Annotated in this window: 19 protein-coding genes and 4 tRNA genes; 14 read left to right on the forward strand and 9 right to left on the reverse strand. The window is 60.1% G+C overall.

What is annotated here, in order from left to right; all coding sequences use genetic code 11:
* The first annotated feature begins 236 nt into the window (after positions 1-236).
* Positions 237-1385, forward strand: a complete 1149-nt coding sequence (locus HDE75_RS14065) for a GGDEF domain-containing protein (protein WP_183677083.1) — start codon at positions 237-239, stop codon at positions 1383-1385.
* Positions 1386-1529: 144 nt separating this feature from the next.
* Positions 1530-2039: a nuclear transport factor 2 family protein gene (locus tag HDE75_RS14070; protein ID WP_183677082.1), complete on the forward strand. Its 510-nt coding sequence runs from the start codon at positions 1530-1532 to the stop codon at positions 2037-2039.
* A gap of 12 nt (positions 2040-2051) precedes the next feature.
* Here HDE75_RS14070 and ftrA read toward each other — a convergent pair whose 3' ends face one another.
* Positions 2052-3029 (reverse strand): transcriptional regulator FtrA, encoded by a 978-nt coding sequence (gene ftrA / locus HDE75_RS14075; RefSeq protein ID WP_183677081.1) that lies wholly within the window; start codon positions 3027-3029, stop codon positions 2052-2054.
* Between the two features lie 110 nt (positions 3030-3139).
* On the opposite strand from ftrA, the gene HDE75_RS14080 reads away from it, so the two are divergent.
* Together HDE75_RS14080 and HDE75_RS14085 are read left to right on the forward strand one after the other, a co-directional pair.
* Complete coding sequence (locus tag HDE75_RS14080) at positions 3140-3544, forward strand: rhodanese-like domain-containing protein (protein ID WP_183677080.1); 405 nt, start codon at positions 3140-3142, stop codon at positions 3542-3544.
* A 163-nt stretch (positions 3545-3707) separates the two neighbouring features.
* Positions 3708-4466: an acetoacetate decarboxylase gene (locus tag HDE75_RS14085; protein WP_183677079.1), complete on the forward strand. Its 759-nt coding sequence runs from the start codon at positions 3708-3710 to the stop codon at positions 4464-4466.
* Positions 4467-4493: 27 nt separating this feature from the next.
* On the opposite strand, the gene HDE75_RS14090 is transcribed toward HDE75_RS14085, so the two are convergent.
* The 5 genes from HDE75_RS14090 to HDE75_RS14110 form a co-directional block, all read right to left on the reverse strand.
* Complete coding sequence (locus tag HDE75_RS14090) at positions 4494-5189, reverse strand: YceH family protein (protein ID WP_183677078.1); 696 nt, start codon at positions 5187-5189, stop codon at positions 4494-4496.
* 10 nt (positions 5190-5199) lie between these two features.
* Complete coding sequence (gene cysE, locus HDE75_RS14095; protein WP_183677077.1) at positions 5200-5949, reverse strand: serine O-acetyltransferase; 750 nt, start codon at positions 5947-5949, stop codon at positions 5200-5202.
* A gap of 130 nt (positions 5950-6079) precedes the next feature.
* Entirely contained in the window at positions 6080-6823 is a 744-nt protein-coding gene (gene rlmB / locus HDE75_RS14100; protein WP_183677076.1) for a 23S rRNA (guanosine(2251)-2'-O)-methyltransferase RlmB, read from the reverse strand.
* Between the two features lie 25 nt (positions 6824-6848).
* Complete coding sequence (gene rnr / locus HDE75_RS14105; protein WP_183677075.1) at positions 6849-9413, reverse strand: ribonuclease R; 2565 nt, start codon at positions 9411-9413, stop codon at positions 6849-6851.
* A gap of 42 nt (positions 9414-9455) precedes the next feature.
* Positions 9456-9788 (reverse strand): hypothetical protein, encoded by a 333-nt coding sequence (locus HDE75_RS14110; protein WP_183677074.1) that lies wholly within the window; start codon positions 9786-9788, stop codon positions 9456-9458.
* A 47-nt stretch (positions 9789-9835) separates the two neighbouring features.
* On the opposite strand from HDE75_RS14110, the gene HDE75_RS14115 reads away from it, so the two are divergent.
* The 4 genes from HDE75_RS14115 to HDE75_RS14130 all read left to right on the forward strand — a co-directional run bounded on the left by HDE75_RS14115 (position 9836) and on the right by HDE75_RS14130 (position 10672).
* Positions 9836-9920 (forward strand) — tRNA-Leu (locus tag HDE75_RS14115).
* 323 nt (positions 9921-10243) lie between these two features.
* Positions 10244-10328 (forward strand) — tRNA-Leu (locus HDE75_RS14120).
* An 87-nt stretch (positions 10329-10415) separates the two neighbouring features.
* Positions 10416-10500: transfer RNA gene (locus HDE75_RS14125), tRNA-Leu, on the forward strand.
* A gap of 87 nt (positions 10501-10587) precedes the next feature.
* Positions 10588-10672, forward strand: a tRNA-Leu gene (locus tag HDE75_RS14130).
* A 103-nt stretch (positions 10673-10775) separates the two neighbouring features.
* Here HDE75_RS14130 and HDE75_RS14135 read toward each other — a convergent pair.
* On the reverse strand, positions 10776-11627 hold the full coding sequence (locus HDE75_RS14135; protein WP_183677073.1) for an NmrA family NAD(P)-binding protein: 852 nt from the start codon (positions 11625-11627) through the stop codon (positions 10776-10778).
* 121 nt (positions 11628-11748) lie between these two features.
* On the opposite strand from HDE75_RS14135, the gene HDE75_RS14140 reads away from it, so the two are divergent.
* From HDE75_RS14140 to phaP, 4 genes are all read left to right on the forward strand, one after another.
* Positions 11749-12177 (forward strand): winged helix-turn-helix transcriptional regulator, encoded by a 429-nt coding sequence (locus HDE75_RS14140; protein WP_183677072.1) that lies wholly within the window; start codon positions 11749-11751, stop codon positions 12175-12177.
* Between the two features lie 121 nt (positions 12178-12298).
* A complete protein-coding gene (locus HDE75_RS14145) occupies positions 12299-14545 on the forward strand; it encodes an ATP-binding protein (protein WP_260174051.1) in 2247 nt (748 codons plus the stop codon).
* Positions 14546-14594: 49 nt separating this feature from the next.
* Entirely contained in the window at positions 14595-14792 is a 198-nt protein-coding gene (locus HDE75_RS14150) for a hypothetical protein (protein ID WP_311735114.1), read from the forward strand.
* 122 nt (positions 14793-14914) lie between these two features.
* Positions 14915-15502 (forward strand): TIGR01841 family phasin, encoded by a 588-nt coding sequence (gene phaP, locus HDE75_RS14155; RefSeq protein ID WP_183677070.1) that lies wholly within the window; start codon positions 14915-14917, stop codon positions 15500-15502.
* Positions 15503-15530: 28 nt separating this feature from the next.
* Here the strand turns inward: phaP and HDE75_RS14160 are convergent, their stop codons facing one another.
* Both HDE75_RS14160 and HDE75_RS14165 read right to left on the reverse strand, forming a co-directional pair.
* Positions 15531-16157 carry a helix-turn-helix transcriptional regulator gene (locus HDE75_RS14160; protein ID WP_183677069.1) on the reverse strand — a complete coding sequence of 209 codons (627 nt, stop codon included), beginning with the start codon at positions 16155-16157 and terminating at the stop codon, positions 15531-15533.
* The gene (locus HDE75_RS14165; RefSeq protein WP_183677068.1) at positions 16154-17377 is read right to left on the reverse strand and encodes an MFS transporter; all 1224 of its coding nucleotides are present in this window, start codon (positions 17375-17377) and stop codon (positions 16154-16156) included. The genes HDE75_RS14160 and HDE75_RS14165 overlap by 4 nt, the downstream gene beginning before the upstream one ends.
* Before the next feature lie 197 nt (positions 17378-17574).
* Here HDE75_RS14165 and HDE75_RS14170 point away from each other — a divergent pair, with 197 nt between their 5' ends.
* Both HDE75_RS14170 and HDE75_RS14175 read left to right on the forward strand, forming a co-directional pair.
* A complete protein-coding gene (locus tag HDE75_RS14170) occupies positions 17575-19233 on the forward strand; it encodes a VRR-NUC domain-containing protein (protein ID WP_183677067.1) in 1659 nt (552 codons plus the stop codon).
* Entirely contained in the window at positions 19230-21485 is a 2256-nt protein-coding gene (locus HDE75_RS14175) for an ATP-dependent DNA helicase (protein WP_183677066.1), read from the forward strand. The genes HDE75_RS14170 and HDE75_RS14175 overlap by 4 nt, the downstream gene beginning before the upstream one ends.
* Positions 21486-21495: the final 10 nt, after the last annotated feature.

The following is a 21495-nucleotide window of genomic DNA, read 5'->3' on the forward strand; positions in this document are numbered from 1 at the left end:
AGTGTAGCGTCTTCCTGAGCCAGTGCTTGATTTTTTAACCACCTTATCGATTTAGCCTTGCCCAAAGTGGCGCCACGTGGCCAGCAGCATCGATGCTGTGGCATATTTATTCTTGAGGGCAATATACTTCAGGTACTTCTGGTTAACAAAGATGGGCTAAACTTGGCTTTGAAGGCGCTAAAATAGCCGCCCTCTTTTCATCAGTCCGTTTGAGCAAGCTCACGCATCTCTTATTCATGGCACTCGACCCATCCACCATCCTCATACTCACTACCGCCCTGGCCGCCGCCGCTGCACTCTATTTGGCCGTGGAATGGCGCAGCGTGCGCGAGGAATCGCTGCTGTTCTGGAGCGCTGGCTTCGCTGTCATCACGGTGGGATCCATTCTGGCGCTGTTGCGCAGCCATGGTTTTTTGCTGATCGGTATCTGGTTTGCCAACGGCTTGCTGATCGCCGCCCACTGGCTGTTCCTGGCTGGCGTGGCCAGATTCACACAAATTCGCTTGTCGCGCGCCTGGTATCTGATTGCCGTCGTCTGGCTGGCGATGCTGCTGGTTCCCAACGAACCCTGGTGGTCCAAGCTGATGTTCGTCATCCAGTCGCTGCTGATTGCCGGTCTGACCCTGCGCGCCAGCTTCCTGCTGCGCCCCCATGGCGTGTCCCTGAGCGTGGGCGCGGTGCAATTGCGCTATGTACTGCTGCTGCATGGCCTGTTCTATCTCGTCAAGGCAGGCGTGCCCGTGGCGCTCGATGCCTTCGTCGACCTGGCCGCCTTCCGTGGCGAAGTGATCCAGATCTCGCTGGTGGAAGGCACCATTGCAATCATGCTGATCGCCTTGTCGATGACCGGCACCGAACGTCACCGCCGCGAAGAACGCATCGAACAGATCGCTGCGCGCGACCCGCTCACCGCGCTCTACAACCGCCGCGCCCTGTTCATGCGCGCTCCTGAGCTGCTCGAACTGGCCTCGCCGGCCAGCCCCGGCGCCCTGCTGCTGATCGACATCGACAACTTCAAGCAGGTCAATGACTTGCACGGCCACGGCGCCGGCGACAAATTGCTGGTGGCCCTGAGCGAAATCATCCGCAGCGCCCTGCCGCAAGACGCGCTGGCAGCACGGCTGGGAGGCGACGAGTTCGTGATACTGCTGCGTGTAGCCAGCAGCGAAAGTATCTTGATGCTGGCCAATCGCTTGCGCGAGGCATTCGGACAGATGGCGCAAGAAGCGTTTGCCACACCGAAGGCGGTGACCCTGAGCATCGGTGGCACCTTGTTCGAGCGGCCACCGGCAGGATTGACGGCCTTGCTGGAACTGGGCGACACGGCCTTGTACGAGTCCAAGCGAGGCGGGCGCGATAGCGTGCGGGTGGTGCTGGCGGCCTGAAAAAACGTCTTCAAAACCTGCCGTAATACCGTGCCCCGATGGCTGATAAACCATAGAAAATGGTAATATACATAATACTTTCCATAGTCCAATTAAATCGCATATGATGTCGCCGTACACTTTCTTGAGCCAAAGGAGACAACCATGCTCGTACTATCGAATCCACGCACCAAAACCGGCCGCAGTGCCGGCAAACGCAGCCAGTGGCTGCCTGCCATGCTGGGCGCTGTCACCGCGCTGGAGGCACTGAGCGGACCGGCGCATGCCGCGCCGACCGAAGAAGAACGCGCCGTACTGGCGCCCTTGCTTACGCTGCTCGATGGCCTCAAGCTGCATGACAAGAATATGATGCAGTCAGTCCTGACGCCCGATGGCAGCGCCAGCCTGGTACGCGATGGCAAGCTGGTGCAATTGAAGCTGTCGGTATTTTCCGACCGGATTCCGTTCGGCGCGGACAAATATGAAGAGCCGATTTACGATCCGCTGGTCAAGATAGACGACAATATCGCCATGATCTGGGCGCCGTATGACTTTATCCTCAATGACAAACTGCATCACTGCGGCACCGATATCGTGACCCTGGTGCGCCAGGATGGCCGCTGGCTCATTACCGGCATCGCCGACAATAGCCGTACGAATTGCAAGCCGCGCTAGCAACACCGAGGTTTATTGCACCTCACGTAACGTTTCCGGACCGCTGCAAAAACGTTGCCGATAGGCGCCTGGGCTGGTGGATACCAGCCGGCGGAAGTGCCGGCGCAACGATTCTTCCGAGCCGAAACCTGCCAGTTCGGCCACCTGCGCCAGCGGCGTGTGGGGCGACTCCAGCAGCTCCCGGGCAATTGCCACCCTTTCCCGTATCAGCCAGTCGATCGGCCCCAGCCCGCTGGCTTGCTGGAACTGGCGCTGCAAGGTGCGTGGACTCATGGCCGCATGCTGCGCCATCGAGCGCACAGTGTGCGGCAGCGCCGGATGCGCGCGCAGCCAGTCCATCAGGCCAGCCAGCCGGCCACCTTCGTCAAGCGACATGGGGCGCGGTACAAACTGTGCCTGGCCACCCTCGCGGTGCGGCGCAACGACTAAGCGCTGCGCCACCAGGTTCCCCACCCTGGCGCCATAGTCGCGGCGCACCAGATGCAGCAGCATGTCCAGGCCGGCGGCTGAACCGGCAGAGGTAATGATCTGTCCCACATCGACATACAGTGCGTCGGCCTCGACTTCAATCGCCGGATAGCGCAGGGCCAGGCGCTCGGCATATCGCCAGTGCGTGGTCGCTCGCTTGCCATCGAGCACCCCGGCCGCAGCCAACACAAAGACGCCTGAGCAAATCGAACACAGACGGGCGCCGCGCTGATGGGCGGTCCGAATCTTGTCCAGCAAGGCAGGCGGCGGCAATTCATCGGCATCGCGCCAGCCGGGAATGATGATGGTGTCGGCGCGGTCGAGCAGATCGAGGTCAAACGGCGCCAGCACCGAGATGCCGCCGGCGGCACGGATCGGCCCGGCTTCTGCCGCGCAGACGGCGAATGCATACCAGGGCACACCCAGCTCAGGACGATCCAGCGCGAACAATTCAACCGTGCAACCGAATTCAAAGGTGCACAGCCGGTCATAGGCCAGCGCGACGACAAGATGCTTGTTCATGGCGTGATTCTTCATGGCGCAATCTTACCGCATATTGACGTTTGCGCCACTATCACAAGCTTCCACCGACATCGATAATCTGCCTACACCAACCCAAGCGGAGTTTGAAGATGTCCATCGTTACTGAAATTGCTGCAGCACCCCAGGCCATCGCGCTGGCCCACTTTGAAGCCATCCTGCAATTCGAAACGGATTGCTGGGACGTGCACCATGCACTGGCCACCGGCCAGCACGATTTCATCTTGCTCGATGTGCGTGGCCCCGCACAATTTGCCGCTGGCCATATCAACGGTGCGCTGCATCTGCCGCATGGAAAGATCATCAAGAGCAGGCTGGCCCGGTTTCCGGCCGAAACGCTGTTCGTGGCCTATTGCGCCGGCCCCCATTGCAACGGCGCGGCGCGCGCGGCGATCCGTCTGGCAAGGCTGGGACGCCCCGTCAAGATCATACCGGGAGGAATTACCGGCTGGATCGATGAAGGGTTTTCTCTGGAAACTTCTGCGGTAGTTGCCTGAGCAATCACGCCTGTCACTTGCGACTTCACTGCGGCAGCGGGGGCGCGCACGGCAAAACGCATGCCCAGGCCGGTTTCTGGCTATACTGGCTCATACCGCAATGCAGCATTTCCAGCCTTTCGATTGCGGCATCCATGCAACGCCAACCGGGAGCTTTATTGCCATGACCGAAGATGACGTCCTCCGCAATGCCTTTGCCATGCCCATCAACAACCCTGCTTTTCCGCCTGGTCCTTACCGCTTTGTCGATCGCGAATACCTGATCATCAGCTACCGTACCGATCCGGACGCCTTGCGCGCATTGATCCCCGCGCCACTGGAATTTGTCGAGCCGGTAGTGAATTTTGAATTCATCAACATGCCCGATTCGACCGGTTTTGGCCACTATTGCGAGTCGGGCCAGGTGATCCCCGTCACGCTCGACGGCGTGGCTGGCGGCTTCGTGCTCAGCATGTATCTGAACGACCACCCGCCGATCGCCGCCGGGCGCGAATTATGGGGTTTCCCGAAAAAACTGGGCGATCCGGAGTTGCGCATCCACAAAGACACCTTGAGCGGCACGCTCGACTACAGCGACTTCCGCGTTGCCACCGGCACCATGGGTTATAAACACCGGGCGCTGGACCTGGCGACAGCCAAGAAATCGCTGGAAGCACCCGCATTCCTGCTCAAGATCATCCCCCACGTGGATGGCACGGCGCGCATCTGCGAACTGGTGCAATACAGCCTGACCGAGGTGAACGTCAAGGGCGCCTGGACCGGCCCCGGCGCATTGCAGCTCAATGCCCACGCGCTGGCGCCTGTCGCAGTGCTGCCGGTACTGGAAATCCTCTCGGCCCGACATATCCTGGCCGACCTGACGCTGCCGCTAGGGACCGTCGCCTATGATTATCTCAATCCAGCCCATCGCGGGAAGATGTGAGAGCCGGTATTGCCTGGTGTATGCTGCTTATTCGAACTGTTTCTTGAACGCTTCGAACTGCGCTGCCAGGCCGTCGAAGTCGCTGCGCAGTTGCAGCACTTCCTGTTCCAGCTGGGCCACCCGGCTGCCTTGTTGCGGTGCACTGACAGCGCCTGCGTAGCCGGCCGCTGTCTCGATCTGGGCCAGCGCTTCTGCACCACCCAGCAAGTGGCCGTAGCGCGGCTCTTTCGCACCGGGAGCGACGGCCAGTTTCGCGACCAGCGGCGGGTATTTATCGATCAAAAATTGCAAGCCGGACTCCACTTCGGCCACCGACTTGAATTCATGGATGCGGCCACTGCGGCTGCGGATTTCGCCGGCCGTCTGCAAGCCGCGCAGCATCAAAATGGTCAAGATGGCCAGCTTGTCCTGTTCCAGCGACCACTTGATGCGCATGCGGTGTTCATACTTGGCGACGCGCGCGCCAGCCTGCGTAATGCCGTTGACGAATTTACGCTGCATCAAGCGCTGCAGCACGTCGTACACGGTTTCTTCGCTCAGGGCCATCACGGGGTCGCGGCTCGACAGCTGGTTGCAGCCATTGGTCAGCGCATTGAGCGACAGCGGATAGCTGTCTGGTGTCAGCGCCTCTTTTTCAGCCAGCACTGCCAGTACGCGGATCTCGAACGGATCGAGCAGATTGGGGTTATCGCTACTTGTTTCAGCCGTTACTTCTGTACTCATGCATTTATCCTTAATCGACCAGCTTGTTCATTTGCTCAGAATCCAATTTATCACATTCCGGCACAGCCTGGCAGCAGATGCCCGCCGCCTTCAGGGTCGCCAGGATGGTTTCGATGCGTTCTTCCTGCGCCACCGCGTGCGTGATCAAGCCTTGCAGCGCTTTCGACAGGGGATCATCACCGTTCGGCGTGACGCCATAGGCGGCAAACAGATGGGCCGTGCTGCCTTCACGCAGGGCGTTGATATCCTTTTGCACGATGTGGGCCGGGTTGCCGACGGCCGTGGCGCCAGCCGGCACGGGTTTCAGGAGCACCGCGTTCGAACCCACCTTGGCGTACTCGCCCACCGTAAAACTGCCCAGTACCTGCGCGCCGGCGCCGACGATCACGCCGCGCGACAGGGTCGGATGGCGCTTGGTGCCGCTGTGCAGGGACGTGCCGCCCAGGGTCACGCCCTGGTAAATGGTGCAGTCGTCGCCAACCACGGCCGTCTCGCCGATCACCACGCCGAAGCCATGGTCGATGAAGACGCGCCGGCCAATCACCGCGCCCGGATGAATCTCGATACCCGTGATGATGCGGGCGATATAGGAAATAAAGCGCCCTACCCACTTCAGGCCACGCAGCCAGCACCAATGCGCCCAGCCATGCATGACGATCGCGTGCAGGCCCGCATAACAGGTCAGCACCTCCCAGCCATTACGGGCAGCCGGGTCACGTTCAATGATGCTGTTGATATCTTCGCGCAGGTGGTGGAACATAATAAAAAACTGTAAGGTGGGAGGCAAATGGTAGCGTATTCGGCGGGGAAATGCTGGAGGCGAAAGCAAATCGGCCGCCAGCGTCAGGCTGGCGGCCGATCAAGATGAGCTACAAAACGTTCAGAACGTTTCAGCCTTCCTTGGCGATGCGCTGGCGGCGGGCTTCGTACAGACAGACACCGGAAGCAACCGACACGTTCAAGCTCTCGACGGAACCGAACATCGGGATGTTGACCAGAATGTCGCAGGTGTCGCGCGTCAGACGGCGCATGCCTTCGCCTTCGGAACCCATGACGAGGGCCGTCGGGCCCGTGAAATCGGCTTCGTACAAGCCTTTTTCGCCATCATCGGAGGTGCCGATCAGCCAGATACCGCGCTCTTTCAGGTCGCGCATGGTGCGCGCCAGATTCGTTACGGTAATGTAAGGCACGGTTTCGGCGGCGCCGCTGGCGACCTTGGCGGCGGTGGCGTTCAAGCCCACGGCGCGGTCTTTCGGCACGATCACTGCATGTGCGCCAACGCCGTCGGCCACGCGCAGGCAGGCGCCCAGGTTGTGCGGATCGGTGATGCCGTCCAGGATCAGCAGCAGCGGCGGGCCATCGATGGCGTCCAGCAATTCATCGAGGTTGCGGGCCAAGGACAATTGCGAGGCAAACGCGATCACGCCCTGGTGGCGGCGCGTGCCGACGATCTTGTCCAGGCGTGCCGAATCGACCGGCATCACGCGGACATTGGCCGCCTTGGCGGCGGCGATCATGTCTTTCATGCGGCCATCGACGCGGCTGGCGTCGACGAAAATTTCTTCCACGGTCGCCGCTTCATGACGCAGGCGCGAGGTGACGGCGTGGAAGCCGAAAATCATTTTATTCTTCATTGTTTATCGCTTCTTCTATCGCTGATTACTTCTTTTTGCTTGTTTTTGATACAGTTTTTGCTGCACGTGGTGCCGCCGTAGCGTTTTTGCTGCGTTTAGGTTCAGCCTTGGCAACGGCCGTGGCTTTAGCCTTCGGAGCAGCTTTCGCGACTGCCTTTGGCGCTGGTGCTGGCGCAGCCTTGGCAACCGGCTTGGTCTTGCCAGCCTTTGCAGGCGGCTTGGCGCCATTACCGCCATGGTTCACATTGACGCTGGCCTTGATTTCATGGCGCTGTTCCGTCGCCGGACCTGGCTTGACCATGGATTTTTTCTCGCCCTTGCGCTTGGCGCCGTTTGGCTTGGCAGCGGCTTCTTCGCCCGCCAGTTCGGCGTCGGTGACCAGGCGCAGATCGATCTTGCGCGTTTCCAGGTCAACCCGGGCTACCTGCACCGTCAGACGGTCGGTCAGCTGATAGCGCTTGCCCGTGCGTTCGCCGCGCAATTCATGGCGCGCATCGTCGTACTGGAAGTAGTCGGTGCCCAATTCGGTGACATGCACCAGGCCTTCGACAAACAGGGTATCGAGCTGCACGAACACGCCGAAGGTGGTCACGCCGGTGATGGTGCCGGTGAACTGCTCGCCCAGCTTGTCCTGCATGAAGTAGCACTTCAGCCAGGCTTCGACATCGCGCGACGCTTCGTCGGCGCGGCGTTCGTTGGCCGAGCAATGCACGCCCAGCGCATCCCAGATGGTCGGATCGGCCTTCTTCGGCTTGCCCTCAGCCTTGTCCTTGGCCTGCTGCTTGCGCGTGGCGTTCGACACATTGGTGTTCAGCACGGTCTTCTCGGACAGCTTCGGCTCGTACTTTTTGCCTTGCAAGATGGCCTTGATAGCGCGGTGCGTCAGCAAGTCCGGGTAGCGGCGGATCGGACTGGTGAAGTGGGCATACGCCTCGTACGCCAGACCGAAGTGGCCGATATTGTCCGGGCTATAGACGGCTTGCTGCATCGAACGCAGCAACATCGTTTGCAGCAGGGCCGCGTCGGGACGCAGCTTGATCTGCTGCATCAGGGTCTGGTAATCCGAGGCCGATGGCGTATCGCCACCCGTCAGGTTCAGGCCTACCTGTTTCAGGAAGGTGCGCACTTGCGTGAGCTTTTCCTTGGTCGGGCTGGCGTGAATGCGGTAAGTGCCTGGATGCTTGTTACGCAACAACAAATCGGCGGCGCAGACGTTGGCCGCCAGCATGCACTCTTCAATGATCTTGTGCGCTTCGTTGCGCGTGCGCGGGATGATCTTTTCGATCTTGCCGGCCGTATTGCAGACGATATAGGTTTCGGTCGTCTCGAAATCGATGGCGCCTCGCTCCGTGCGTGCTTTCAGCAAGGCGCGGTACACCAGTTCCAGGTTTTGCAGGTGCGGCAGAATGTCTGCGCGGCGGGCCGCTTCCGGACCCTTGGTGTTGCCCAGCACGGCGGCCACTTCGTCATACGTCAGGCGCGCAGCCGAATGGATTACGGCCGGATAGAACTGGTAAGCCTTCAGTTCGCCCTTGTCGCTGACGACGGCGTCGCACACCAGGGTCAAGCGGTCAACGGCTGGATTGAGCGAGCACAGGCCATTCGACAGTTTTTCCGGCAGCATCGGGATCACGCGGCGCGGGAAGTAGACGGAGGTGCTGCGTTCGAGCGCGTCGCCATCGAGCGCATCGTTCGGCTTCACATAATGGCTGACGTCGGCAATCGCCACGATCAGGCGGAAGCAGTTGGCGCGGCCAACTTTGACCGGCTCGCAATACACGGCATCGTCGAAGTCGCGCGCATCTTCGCCATCGATAGTGACCAGAGGCACGTCGCGCAGATCGACCCGGTCTTTCAGGTCGGCGTCGCGCACTTCGAACGGCAGTTTTTCAGCCTGTTTCAGTGCGGCAGCGGAAAAGACATGCGGCACGCCGAATTTGCGCACGGCGATTTCAATTTCCATGCCGGGGTCGTCGAGCGCGCCCAGCACTTCGACGATCTTGCCAACCGGCTGCTTGAAGCGCATCGGCTGCTCGGTCAGTTCGACGCTGACGATCTGCCCTGCCTTGGCCTTGCCAACCGAGCCCGTCACCAAAATATCCTGGCCGATGCGCTGGTCTTCCGGCGCCACCACCCAGCTACCGTTTTCCTGGATCAAACGGCCGATCACGTGGGTGTTCGCGCGGTGCGTGACTTCCACGATCGTGCCTTCCGGACGGCCACGGCGGTCCGTGCCGACGATGCGGGCCATGACCTTGTCGCCATGCAGTACTTTCTGCATTTCCTTTTCAGGCAGGAACAGGTCGGCACTGGCGTCGTCGGGAATGACGAAACCGAAGCCATCGCGGTGGCTCATGACCCGGCCGGCGACGAGCGCGCTCTGGTCGGCCAGCACGAAGATCCCGCTGGCGTCAGACTTGAGCTGTCCGTCGCGCTCCATCGCCTTCAGGCGACGCAGCAGGACATCCATGGAATCGGCATGCACTTGCAGCGTTTTCCCGAGTGACTGCGGATCGAGAGGCGCGTTGACGCTGCGGAATATGCCGAGAATGTCCTCCCGGCTGGGGATGGTGTGGGTATTTTGGCTCAAAAGTATTTCTATAGTTTGTTATTGACAGTGATCAAACGGTGATCAAACGAGACACAGGCCGATGACATCACCGTCAATAGTCAATATTGACACGGCGATACCCGCTAGTGTACCGGAGGTCGCCCCGGTTTGCCTAACGGACAGTGCCTTCTTGTGTGGTGCAAGCGGCGCATCAACAGAGTTTGGAACAGGCCAGTCAGGACGTCGATGAAAAAAAGTGAAAAAGGCGCGCAAGGCATTTGACTTCGACAAATATTGCTCTATAATCTTGGTCTCTTGCAGCGACAAACCTTCATCGGTGTGCAGTTGCAGGATAGCGGTACAGGGTTGATGTGCAGTATGGAACGAAAGTTCATCTGGCGCAAAACTCTTCAAGTCGCTATAATAGCAGAGTTGCAGTAATATGTAGTTGAAGCATCAGTGCCCACGTGGCGGAATTGGTAGACGCGCATGGTTCAGGTCCATGTGCCTTTGGGTGTGGGGGTTCGAGTCCCTCCGTGGGCACCATTACCGAATTCGCAAAAAAGCCGCAGACTTTCACGAGTTTGCGGCTTTTTTCATTTCCACTCCGCATCGCGTCGCATGAATACCCCGGATACTGAACCGCACCTCCCGCCCCTCATTCACTGCACTCGCAGAAAACTTCATATCCGCTGAAAAAACAGGCATTTATCTGCCCGAGAAGAAGGAAATCCGCATTTTTCACATAAAAATGAACTTTCTTGAAGAAAACACCGAAATCCTCATTGACCGAATGGCCGCCACCCCTTATGATTTTGTCCTCGCTGCAGAACACGCAGCGATAGCAAAGAGTAGCAAGCAGTAACAATGCCCACGTGGCGGAATTGGTAGACGCGCATGGTTCAGGTCCATGTGCCTTCGGGTGTGGGGGTTCGAGTCCCTCCGTGGGCACCACTACCAGCGGCGAGTTGTTCATCGCTGTAGTCCGCAGTAATAGCAGTAGCAATACGAGTAGTACGCAGTAAAAATAGCAGTATCAATGCCCACGTGGCGGAATTGGTAGACGCGCATGGTTCAGGTCCATGTGCCTTCGGGTGTGGGGGTTCGAGTCCCTCCGTGGGCACCACTACCAGCAACGGGTTGTTCATCGTTGTAGTCCGCAGTAATAGCAGTAGCAATACGAGTAGTACGCAGTAAAAATAGCAGTATCAATGCCCACGTGGCGGAATTGGTAGACGCGCATGGTTCAGGTCCATGTGCCTTTGGGTGTGGGGGTTCGAGTCCCTCCGTGGGCACCATTACCGAATTCGCAAAAAAGCCGCAAACTTTCACGAGTTTGCGGCTTTTTTCATTTGGGCCCAGCAATGTGATGGCGCCGTAGCGCCATCCTCACTTCTTACCTCACTTGGCTAATGCAGCCTTGACCGCTTCCGCCAGGGTGCGCGTCGGACGCTTGATCAACGCGCTCAATTGCTTGCCATTGTCTTCCAGGGCACCCTTGGCCGCGCCCGCATCGGAATCTGACAGCAGGTCGGCAAAACCTTCCGGCACGCCCACGCCAACCAGCGCCGCCTTGAAGTCCGCCTGCGGCAAATCCTTGTAGACGATGGCCTTGCCCGACTGGCGCGCCACTTCGGCGGCGTAGTCGCTCAGGGTGAAACCACTATCGCCGGCCAATTCGTACACGGCTTGCGGTGTATCCGCGGTCAGTACGGCAGCAGCAGCAGCCGCATAATCGTCGCGCGCCGCCGACGAGAAACGTCCTTGCTGGGCCGCGCCCAAGACCACGCCATGCTCCAGCACGGGCGCCAGGTGCTCCACATGGTTTTCCAGGTACCAGCCATTGCGCAAGATGCTCGATGGCAGGCCAGAAGCACGAATGGCTTTTTCAGTCGTGACATGTTCGGCCGCCAGGCCCAGCGGCGTGGTGTCGGCACGCAGCAAACTGGTGTAGGTCAGCAGGCTGACGCCGGCGCGCTTGGCCGCATCGATCACGTTCTGGTGCTGGGTAGCGCGCTGGCCCACTTCGCTCGATGAAATCAGGAGGATTTTCGTCGCGCCCTTGAAAGCAGCGTCGAGACTGGCGCCATCGTTGTAATCAGCCTGGCGCACTTGCACACCTTGCTCTGCCAGATGAACGGCCTTGGCCGGATTGCGCACGGCGGCGATGATATTGCCTGCAGGTACGGTTTTGAGCAGGTTGGCGATGACGAGCTGGCCCAGATTGCCTGTGGCGCCGGTAATGACGATCATGATTTTTCCTTTGAAGGTGAGTGGTGTGGATCTATAATACGGTCATTACTTTCGAATTGTAAGTACGTACCTTTTTGTAAGTATGAAGATAAACGTATCAGACGCCCCAAGGAACCCTATCATGGACATCGACACACCCGGCGCCAGCCTGCGCGCTGCCCTGACCCGCCAAAACCAGGGCGCGCAGCTGATGGCAGCCGCCTGCCCGTCACGCGCCGTGCTCAGCCACCTGACCAGCCGCTGGGCGGTGCTGGTGCAAGTATTGCTGCTGAGCGGTACGCGCCGTTTCAGCGAATTGCGCCGTGAAGTGGGTGGCGTCAGCGAAAAAATGCTGGCGCAAACGCTGGACGCCCTTGTCAGTGACGGTTTTGTGCTGCGCCAGGCTTACCTGGTGATCCCGCCGAAAGTCGAATACAGCCTGACGCCGCTGGGACGCGAAGCGGCCGAACGGCTGGCGGTGCTGGTCGACTGGATAGAGGATAATTATCCACGCATCGAACAGGCGCGCGAGGACGTCAAAGCCGCCGGGGACGTCGCCAGGGCAGCTTGATCAAGCAGGCTTTACCAACGAAAATTATCGTATTGATAATATACTTTCCATTACCTTGATGTAATATCAGCGACACGGATCTGCAGACAGGCATAAGGGGTGCAATGCCATGAATCAGTTGATGTCCTCACTCGCTGACCGGGCCAAGGTGCTACTGGTCAGCAATGCGACAAATGACGTGCGCGAACTGCTGTATGTGCTGGACCGGCATAACCTCGGCACGGGTGTGGCCGGCGATATCGATGAAGGCGTGCAACTGGCCGCCCACGGCACCGATCTGATTTTGCTCGACGCGGCGCTGGCTGGCACGAATATCGGCGCGACCTGCATGCGGCTGCGCAATGCTGGCGGGCGCCATGGCGTGCCGCTGCTGCTGATGTCGGCCACGCCCAGCGCCGAGGAGCAGGGCCGCAGCGTAGGCGCCGGCGCCAGCGACTATATCAAGATGCCCTTCAATGCGCGCGATGTGGCAGAAAAAATCCTGATGGAACTGGCGCTGTACAAGGCAGATGCAAAGGAAAATACCAAGGCAGCCGCGCCCCCGCCTGCCGCTGCCGTCCCACCGCGCCCCTTGCATCCACAGACACTGGAAGTCAATTACCACTCGATCCTGGCCGGTTCGCCCGACGCCGTGCTGCTGTTCGATATCGATAATGAGGTGCTGATCGATTCCAACCATCTGGCGGAAGAACTGTTCGGCTTGCCACAGGCAGCGCTGCTGCAAGGCGGCCTTGTGCCGCTATTTCCGCAAAAACAGGCCGACGGCCAGCCGTCGATGCAACTGCTGCAGCAAAAGCTGGACGCCACCCTGCAAGGCAGGATCGCAGCCTTCCGCGCCACCTGCCGCCATCGCGACAATCACCCTATCGAGTGCGAAATCCGCTTGATGCGCCTGGCCGTGCCGGGCCGCCAGCTGGTGCATACGCGCGTGGCCGACTTGACCGAACGCAACCTGGCCGAAGCCTTGCGGGCGGGACAAAATACCTTGCTGGAAATGGTGGCCAAGGGTGCGCCGCTGATCCCCACGCTGGACCGGCTACTGCTGCTGATCGAAGGCCAGTCGCGCGGCGTGTATTGCTCCATCATGCTGCTCGACGACGATGGGCGACATATGCACAGCGCGTCCGGACCCAGTTTGCCGCCCGAGTACATGGCCTTGCTGGAAGGCGCGGAAATCGGCCCCGGTGTGGGCTCCTGCGGTACCGCCATGTTCCGGCGAGAAGCCGTGGTCGTCAGCGACATCATGCACGATCCGCTGTGGGCGCCCTACCGCGAACTGGCCGCGCAATTCGGCCTGCGCGCCTGCTGGTCGCGGCCCATCTTCAGCCAGGATGGCGTCGTGCTGGGCTCGTTTGCCATGTATTACCGCGAAGTGCGCAGCCCTAACGCGCAAGACCTGAGCCTGATCGATGCGGCGACCGACATGGCCGGCATCGCGATCAGCCGCATGCGCCATGAACGCGAACTGCAGCGCCACCGCACCCACCTGGAAGACCTGGTGGCCGAACGCACGGCCGCCCTCACCCTGGCCAAGGAACAGTCAGAGCAAGCCAACCGCGAACTGGCAGCCGCGCTGGAAAACCTGTCCATCACGCAGGCCGAACTGGTACGGCGCGACAAGCTGGCCGCGCTGGGGGCGCTGGTGGCCGGCATCGCGCATGAACTCAATACGCCGATCGGCAACAGCCTGGTAGTGGCCACCACCATGGCCGAAAACACGCGCAACATCCAGGCTGGCCTGCAGGATGGCTTGCGCAGATCGGAACTGGACACCTACCTGGCGCAGGCAGGCGAAGCGGACGCCATCATGCTGCGCAACCTGCAGCGCGCGGCCGACCTGGTGTCGAGCTTCAAGCAGATCGCCGTGGACCGCACCCGCTCGCAACGGCGCCATTTCCAGCTGCGCCAGTTCATCGCCGAACAGATGGTGCCGATGTCGGCGCAACTGAAAGAGGCCCGCGTGAGCCTGGCACAAGACGTGCCGGACGACCTGGCCATGGACAGCTACCCCGGCCCGCTGGGGCAAGTGCTGGCCAATCTGCTGGAAAACTGTTTGCGGCATGCCTTCGATGGCCGCAGCGGCGGCGCCATCATCATCGCAGCGCACGGCAGCGACGATGGACAAACGGTCACCGTCTCGGTATCCGACAATGGCACGGGCATCAGCGCCCACGACCTGCCGCATATCTACGACCCCTTCTTCACCACCACGCTCGGTTCCGGCAGCTCGGGCCTGGGCCTGCACGTGGCGCACAACATCGTCACGGGTGTGCTGGGCGGGCATATCGACGCTGCCAGCGATGCAGGCGGCGGCACCACCTTTACCATGCAATTGCCCGCCGTGGCGCCCCAGCCGGCCGACTCTTGAACGCTGGTAGCGCTACAATATGCGCAAGCATTCTTCTGGAGCCACAAGCATGATGAAATACTGTATCGCCGTCGCCCTGCTGGCCGCCTGCGCTGGCGCCTCGGCCGAACCGGCACCCTGGTACAAATGGCGCAGCAAGGTCGATGGCACCCTGTCGTGCGCCCAGTCCACGCTGGGATTTGGCTGGGAACTGGCCTCCGGCCCCTACAAAGATAGCCGTTGCGAAAAACCGGCGCCTGTTAAATAATGGGGGCATAACAACACGGGGCAACCGGCTTGACCTTAAGCGCTGGCAGTTAGCAGTTGACAATGAGCGGCGTCGAACAAGTATGAAAGATAACAAGTATCTATTCAAACCGAGGAGACCACATGTTTACCAATCCCGAACAATTCGCAACGGCCACCAAGGCCCTGTTTGAATTCCAGCTGATGACCTTCAACACCCTGACCACCAAGGCCGTGCAAGGCGTGGAGCAGGTCTTGGCGCTGAACATGGCCACCGCCAAATCCGGTATCGAAGACAGCATCGCAGCCGGCAAGGAAATCAGTCAGGCCAAGGACCCGAAAGCAGCCGTGGCTGCGGCAGCCGCCCAGTTGCAACCGGGTGTGGCGGGCGCGAAAGCGTATAAGCAGCAACTGGACGACATCATCAAGGAAATCCATACGGAATTCACCACGGCCGCCGAAGCCCATGTGGCTGAAGCGAAAAGCAATTTGAGCGCGCTGATTTACGACGTGACGAAAAACGTGCCGCCCGGTTCGGAAAACGCCGTCGCCATCGTCAAGGCCGCCATCGACAACGCCTTCCTCGGCTACGAGCAAGTGACCAAGGCCACCAGGCAGGCCGTCAAGACCGTGGAAGAACAGATCGCCAAGGCCTCGGCGCAGGTAGCGCAGGCATCGGAAAAGGCGACGGAGGCAAAACCTGCCGCCAAGCCCAAGGCTGCCAAGAAGTAAAACCAGGAAACAGGAGCTGGTCCTCGGATCAGCTCCCGACTGGCACTATCTTGTACACGCAGCGCCTGCCACCATCAAGCAGGTGCTCACTACGCTCCACCGTGCAATCATCCCCCAGCACCCGCTGAAAAATAGCCAGCTCCGAACGGCAGAAATTCTGGCATGCCGTGGCAGCCGCGCAGATGGGGCAATGGTTTTCCACCAGTAGCACGCTGCCGTCATCCTGCACTTCCGCATTGGCCATATAGCCTTCACCATCGCGGGCCACGGCCAGCAAGTTCACCCGCTGCAGCAAAGTGCTGTCGCCGTCGATCAGCTTGCGGTAAGCCGCTTCACTGCTCTGCTCGCGCGCGGCGATCAGTTTATCAAGGCCTGCCTCACCAAACAGCGTTTTCACTTGCGCGATCAATTCCAGGGTCAGGTCGGCATGGCGGTCGGGAAAGCGCGCATGGCCTGCCTCGCTCAATTGCCAGCGCCGCGACGGACGGCCCACCTTGTCGGCCACGTCCTCGAAGAGCAGCAAGCCTTTCTCTTGCCCCGCCTCCAGCTGGCGGCGCGCGCCCATCGACGTAATGTCGAGCAGGACCGCCAGTTGCTGCGCCGTTTGCGGCCCCCGCATCTTCAGCAGGAACAAGGTCTGCTCAAAGGTATTCACGCTACCACCTCTGGCGCGACAGCGTCGCTGCTGGCCAGTTCGCGGCGCCAGTTATTCAGGCGCCAGGCGGCCCAGGCACCGCTGCAGGCGCCGGCGATGAGGATCAAGCGCGTATCGATCAATATCAGTGCGGAGCCTGCCAGCGCGACGACGATATTGGCAATGCAAAAAGTGGTGGCCAGCAAACCCATCACGGCGCCCTGCCCGTGTGCGCTGAAGCGCTCGGCGCACCAGCCCTGGATCACGGTGTTATACAAGGCATTCGGTATGCCGAATAGCACGATGGCCACGATGCCTACCCAGATATTGCCCAGCGCCAAGATCCCTACGGCCAAGGCCACGCCACAGGCATACCAGCTGGCGCGCAACAACGGTGGTAGCCGGTTCGGCCCGCCCGTCAGCAGCGAAGTGATGGTCATGGTGCCGCACAGACCCACATTCACCCAGGAAATCGCCTGCGCATTGTAGCCAGCCATTTCAACCAGCCAAAGAGGATAAAATTCGTAGAAACTGGCCACGCCGCAAGTCAGCGCCAGCTGCACGATAAACAAGGTACGCAATTGCTCGTGGCGCAGCAAGTTCAGCGAATGACGGTCGCGCGCCACCTGCCACCACGAGGTGGTCAGCAGCGATGGCGCTTCACGCGGCAAGGCGATGGCCACCAGCGGCACCACCAGCAGCAAGGCGATCGCCGCAATCCAGAATGGCACGGTAATGCCCCACACCAGGGTAGCCCCCGCCAGGATAGGGCCCAGCAGCCAGCCCAGATAAAATGCACCGTTCAGCCAGGACATGGCGCGCAAACGCAAGGAACCCTGCAACTGGTCAGCCAGCATGGCGCGGGCCACGGAGCTGTTACCTTCCAGCAGCCCGGTAATAAAACGGGCCACGATAAACAGCGGATACGACTGGATTACCAGCGCCCAGGCCGTAATCGCATGGCCTAGCGCGGCGCCCAGCGCCGTGAGCATCAGCAAGGGGCGGCGGCCATAGCGGTCCGACAGCGGGCCCAGCACGGCTGAACCGATCAGCAAACCCAGCGGATTGATGGTCAGCGCCAGGCCGAACAGCAATTTGGACGGCAAGCCCAGGAAATGATTGAAATTATTGGCTGCTTCGGCCGCGAACAGCGGTGGCAGTATCGGGTAAGGAAGGGAGGCGCCGATGGTGGAAAGCAGCCCCAGCAAACAGGCGGCAGTGATCAGGATGACATTTTTCATGCGAGCTCGGTGGGTATCTTGATTATGTGTGTATGGAAAGAATATACGCGGGAGCACAATATAAGTAAACTAAAATGTTTATTTATGTGTGCAGGCAGGTCAGAAAGATGAAATCGCTGGGCAAGCAGCGGGCGAAGGTTTAAACTGTATATAAACACAGTAAAATCTTCTTATTTTAGAATTACCCTATCGTCACCATGTTGAGAGTCCTGGAAAATCCCCTGTACTATCTGGACAATTTCCAGGGCGTGCTGAACTGGATCAGCGAGCGTTATGCCGATTTGCTGAGCCCTGAAGAAACGCGCTTCATTAGCCGGTTCGCATTATTGCCGCTGCCTTCGCGCGCACTATTTGTGCGTCTGGTGATGCGCAAGGGTTGTCTGTTCCGCGCCAGCAAACTCAACTACGAGGAAATCGGCGACACACGCGCCGCCGCCCTGCCCTTGCTGGAATTAAAATGGGTAGAGCTGGACCCTGCCATTTCGCTTGATGCACTGTTTGAGTTGCTGCTGAAACCCGAAATCAGCCAGGCATTCCAGCTTGCCGCTCCCTTGAAAGCGGCCCGCAAGGCCGAGCAACTGGAAGCGCTGCGCGAGCAATATTCGCAGGAGCAAGCCTTCTCGGCCTGGTATCCGGCATCCGATGATCTGCTGTACCGGATTGACAATCAAGACCTGTGCGACCGGCTGCGCCTGATTTACTTTGGCAACTACCACCAGGACTGGTCGGAATTCGTGCTGTCCGACCTGGGCGTGTACCAGTACGAAAAAGTGGAATTTTCCAGCCAGTCGCGCGGTTTTGGCACGCGCCAGGATATCGAGCTTTATGAAATGCTGCACCAGTGCCGCGAGCGCTTCAATGAAGGCGTAGAGCCTGCCGACGTGCTGCTGCAACTGGGAACGCTGGCGGCGCGCGATGCACACAATCCCTGGCTGGCCAGCCGCCGTGAAAAGCTGCAATTCCAGATCGGGCAGCACCTGGAGAAATGCCAGGATTGGCTCGCCGCCTACCGCGCTTATGCCGATTGCCGCTATCCCGGTGCGCGCGCCCGCGCCATCCGCGTGCTGGAAAAAGATACACAGCCGCAAGCGGCCTATGACAGGCTGATCATCGCGCTGGAAGCGCCGGAAAGCGAGGCAGAGCGCCAGTTGCTGCTACGCATGGCGCCCCGCTTGCGGCGCACGCTCGGCCACCCGAAACAGCCGGCAGTCGCGGCCGTGCAAGCGGTCCGCATCGACCTGCTGCTGCCGCCGCCACAGCAAGCGTGTTATGTGGAAGCGGTAGTGCAACAACACCTGGCGCAAGACGACGCGCCCGTGTATTACGTGGAAAATACCCTGCTCAACTCGCTGTTTGGCTTGCTGTGCTGGCAGGCCATCTTCAAGGCTATTCCCGGCGCCTTTTTTCACCCGTTTCACCGGGGTCCGGCCGACTTGCACAACGCTGACTTTTACCCACGCCGCAGCGGCGATTTCCAGGCTTGCCTGGCAAAGCTCGACAGCGGCGCCTACCAGGCGACGATACGCTCCACCTACGCTGCCAAGGCAGGCATCGTTTCGCCATTCGTCAGTTGGGAAGTCCTCGATGATGGCTTGCTGGAGCTGGCACTGACTTGCATCCCCGCCATGCATTTGAAAAAGGCGTTTGAACGTATCTTGCTCGACATCAAAAGCAACCGCAGCGGCTTGCCCGACCTGATCCAGTTCTGGCCAGCCGAACGGCGCTACCGCATGATCGAAGTCAAAGGCCCGGGCGACCGCCTGCAAGACAACCAGCAGCGCTGGATCGCCTATTGCGCCCAGCACGCCATGCCGATCAGCGTGTGCTATCTGCAATGGCAGGACGTACGCGTATGAAGTACACCATTGCAGTACGGGCCCTGTGCGAATTCACGGCCAAAATAGGTGATCTGGACCTGCGCTTCACGCCCTCGCCCACTTCGCAGGAAGGCATCGCCGGCCACGCCACCGTCACGGGCCGGCGCAATGATGATTACCAGCGCGAAATCAGCCTGGCCGGCGACTTCGGTCCGCTACATGTGCGGGGCCGCGCCGATGGCTACGACCCGGCCCGGCGCCAGCTGGAAGAAATCAAGACCTATCGGGGCGAACTGGACAAGATGCCGGCCAACCACCGGCAATTGCATTGGGCACAGGCGCGCATCTATGGCCATTTGCTGTGCCAGCAATTACAACTGCCCATGCTGCGCGTGGCGCTGGTGTATTTCGATATCGCCAGCCAGAAAGAAACCGTGATGCACGAGGAATGCACGGCCGAGGCGCTGCGCACCTATTTCGAGCAGCATTGCAGCTTGTTCCTGGAATGGGCAGAACAGGAGCTGGCGCACCGGCAAGCCCGCGATACACAATTGAAAGCAATGAGCTTTCCCCATGCCACATTTCGCCCGGGTCAGCGCCAGCTGGCAGAAGCCATGTACAAAGCCAGCACCCGCTCCTGCTGCCTGCTGGCGCAAGCGCCGACGGGCATCGGCAAATCGGTAGGCAGCCTGTTTCCCATGCTCAAGGCTACGGCCGCGCATGGCCTCGATAAGGTGTTTTTTTTGGCGGCCAAGGTACCGGGGCGGCAAATGGCGCTCGACGCCTGCGCCATCGTGAAAAACAGCGCCCCGCTGCTGCCGCTGCGCGTGCTGGAATTGAGCGCCAAGGCCAGCGCCTGCGCGCATCCTGATAAAGCTTGCCACGGTGAATCATGTCCGCTGGCACGGGGCTTTTATGACCGCTTGCCGCTGGCGCGTGCGGCGGCACTGGCCAGCGGCTTGATACTCGACAAGGAAGCCGTGCGCGCCATCGCCTTGCAGCTGGACGTGTGCCCGTACTACCTGGGCATGGAACTGGCGCGCTGGAGCGATGTCGTCATCGGCGACTACAACTATTATTTTGACCACAGCGCCATGCTGTACGGCATGACGGTCGCCAACGACTGGAAAGTCAATGTGCTGATCGATGAAGCCCACAATATGGTGGCCCGCACGCGCGGCATGTACACGGCCGAACTGGAGCAGGCCGAACTGAAAATGCTGCGCAAGATCGCGCCAGAAGCACTGAAAAAGCCGCTGGACCGGGTATCGCGCCAGTGGACTGCGTTGCTGAAGGAACAGGATAGCGATTATCTGGTTCACCCTGCCCTGCCGGAAAAATTCTTTGCGGCCTTGCAAAACGTGGCCACGGCTTTTGGCGACTATATGACCGAACACGCGGCCGCGCTCGATGAAGAGTTGCAGCGCTTTTATTTTGACGTGCTGCTGCTGAACCGGCTGGCCGAAAGCTTTGGCGACCATTCCTTGTTCGACGTCAGCAAAACGGCCAGCGGTTCCACCGTCTGCATCCGCAATATCGTGCCAGCGCCGTTCCTGAAATCGCGCTTTGAAGCGAGCCGCAGCACGGCCCTGTTTTCCGCCACCCTGAGTCCCTGGAATTACTACAGCGACACTCTGGGCATGCCGGAGAGCACGGCCTGGGTCGATGTGGAATCGCCATTCCAGGCCGAGCAGCTGGCCGTGCGCGTGGCCGATACCATTTCCACGCGCTACCAGCATCGCGCCGCATCGCTGTTACCCATCGCCGAGCTGATGGCGCGCCAGTATGCGGAAACACCGGGTAATTACCTGGCGTTCTTCAGCAGCTTTGATTACATGGAAAAGACGGCCACCTTGTTCGCGCAGCACTTTCCTGACGTCCCCATCTGGCTGCAACCACGCCGCATGGACGATGGCGCCCGGACGCAATTTTTAGGACGTTTTGGCCTGGAAACGCGCGGCATCGGCTTTGCCGTGCTGGGCGGCGCATTTGGCGAAGGTATCGACTTGCCTGGCGCGCGCCTGATCGGCGCCTTTATCGCCACCTTGGGCTTGCCGCAGATCAATCCCGTGAATGAACAGATACGCCAGCGCATGGGCGACATTTTCGGCGCCGGCTACGACTACACGTATTTATATCCCGGCATGCAGAAAGTGGTGCAGGCGGCCGGCCGCGTGATCCGCACGCAATCGGACAAGGGAGTGGTCTACCTGATCGACGACCGCTTTGCGCGGCCGGAAATCCGCCAGCTGCTGCCCATCTGGTGGGATGTGCAGCTGGCCGAACGGTAGTTGAGCCAGC

Source organism: Janthinobacterium silvisoli (genome assembly GCF_014200725.1).
In the GTDB taxonomy this organism is placed as follows: Bacteria; Pseudomonadota; Gammaproteobacteria; order Burkholderiales; family Burkholderiaceae_D; genus Janthinobacterium.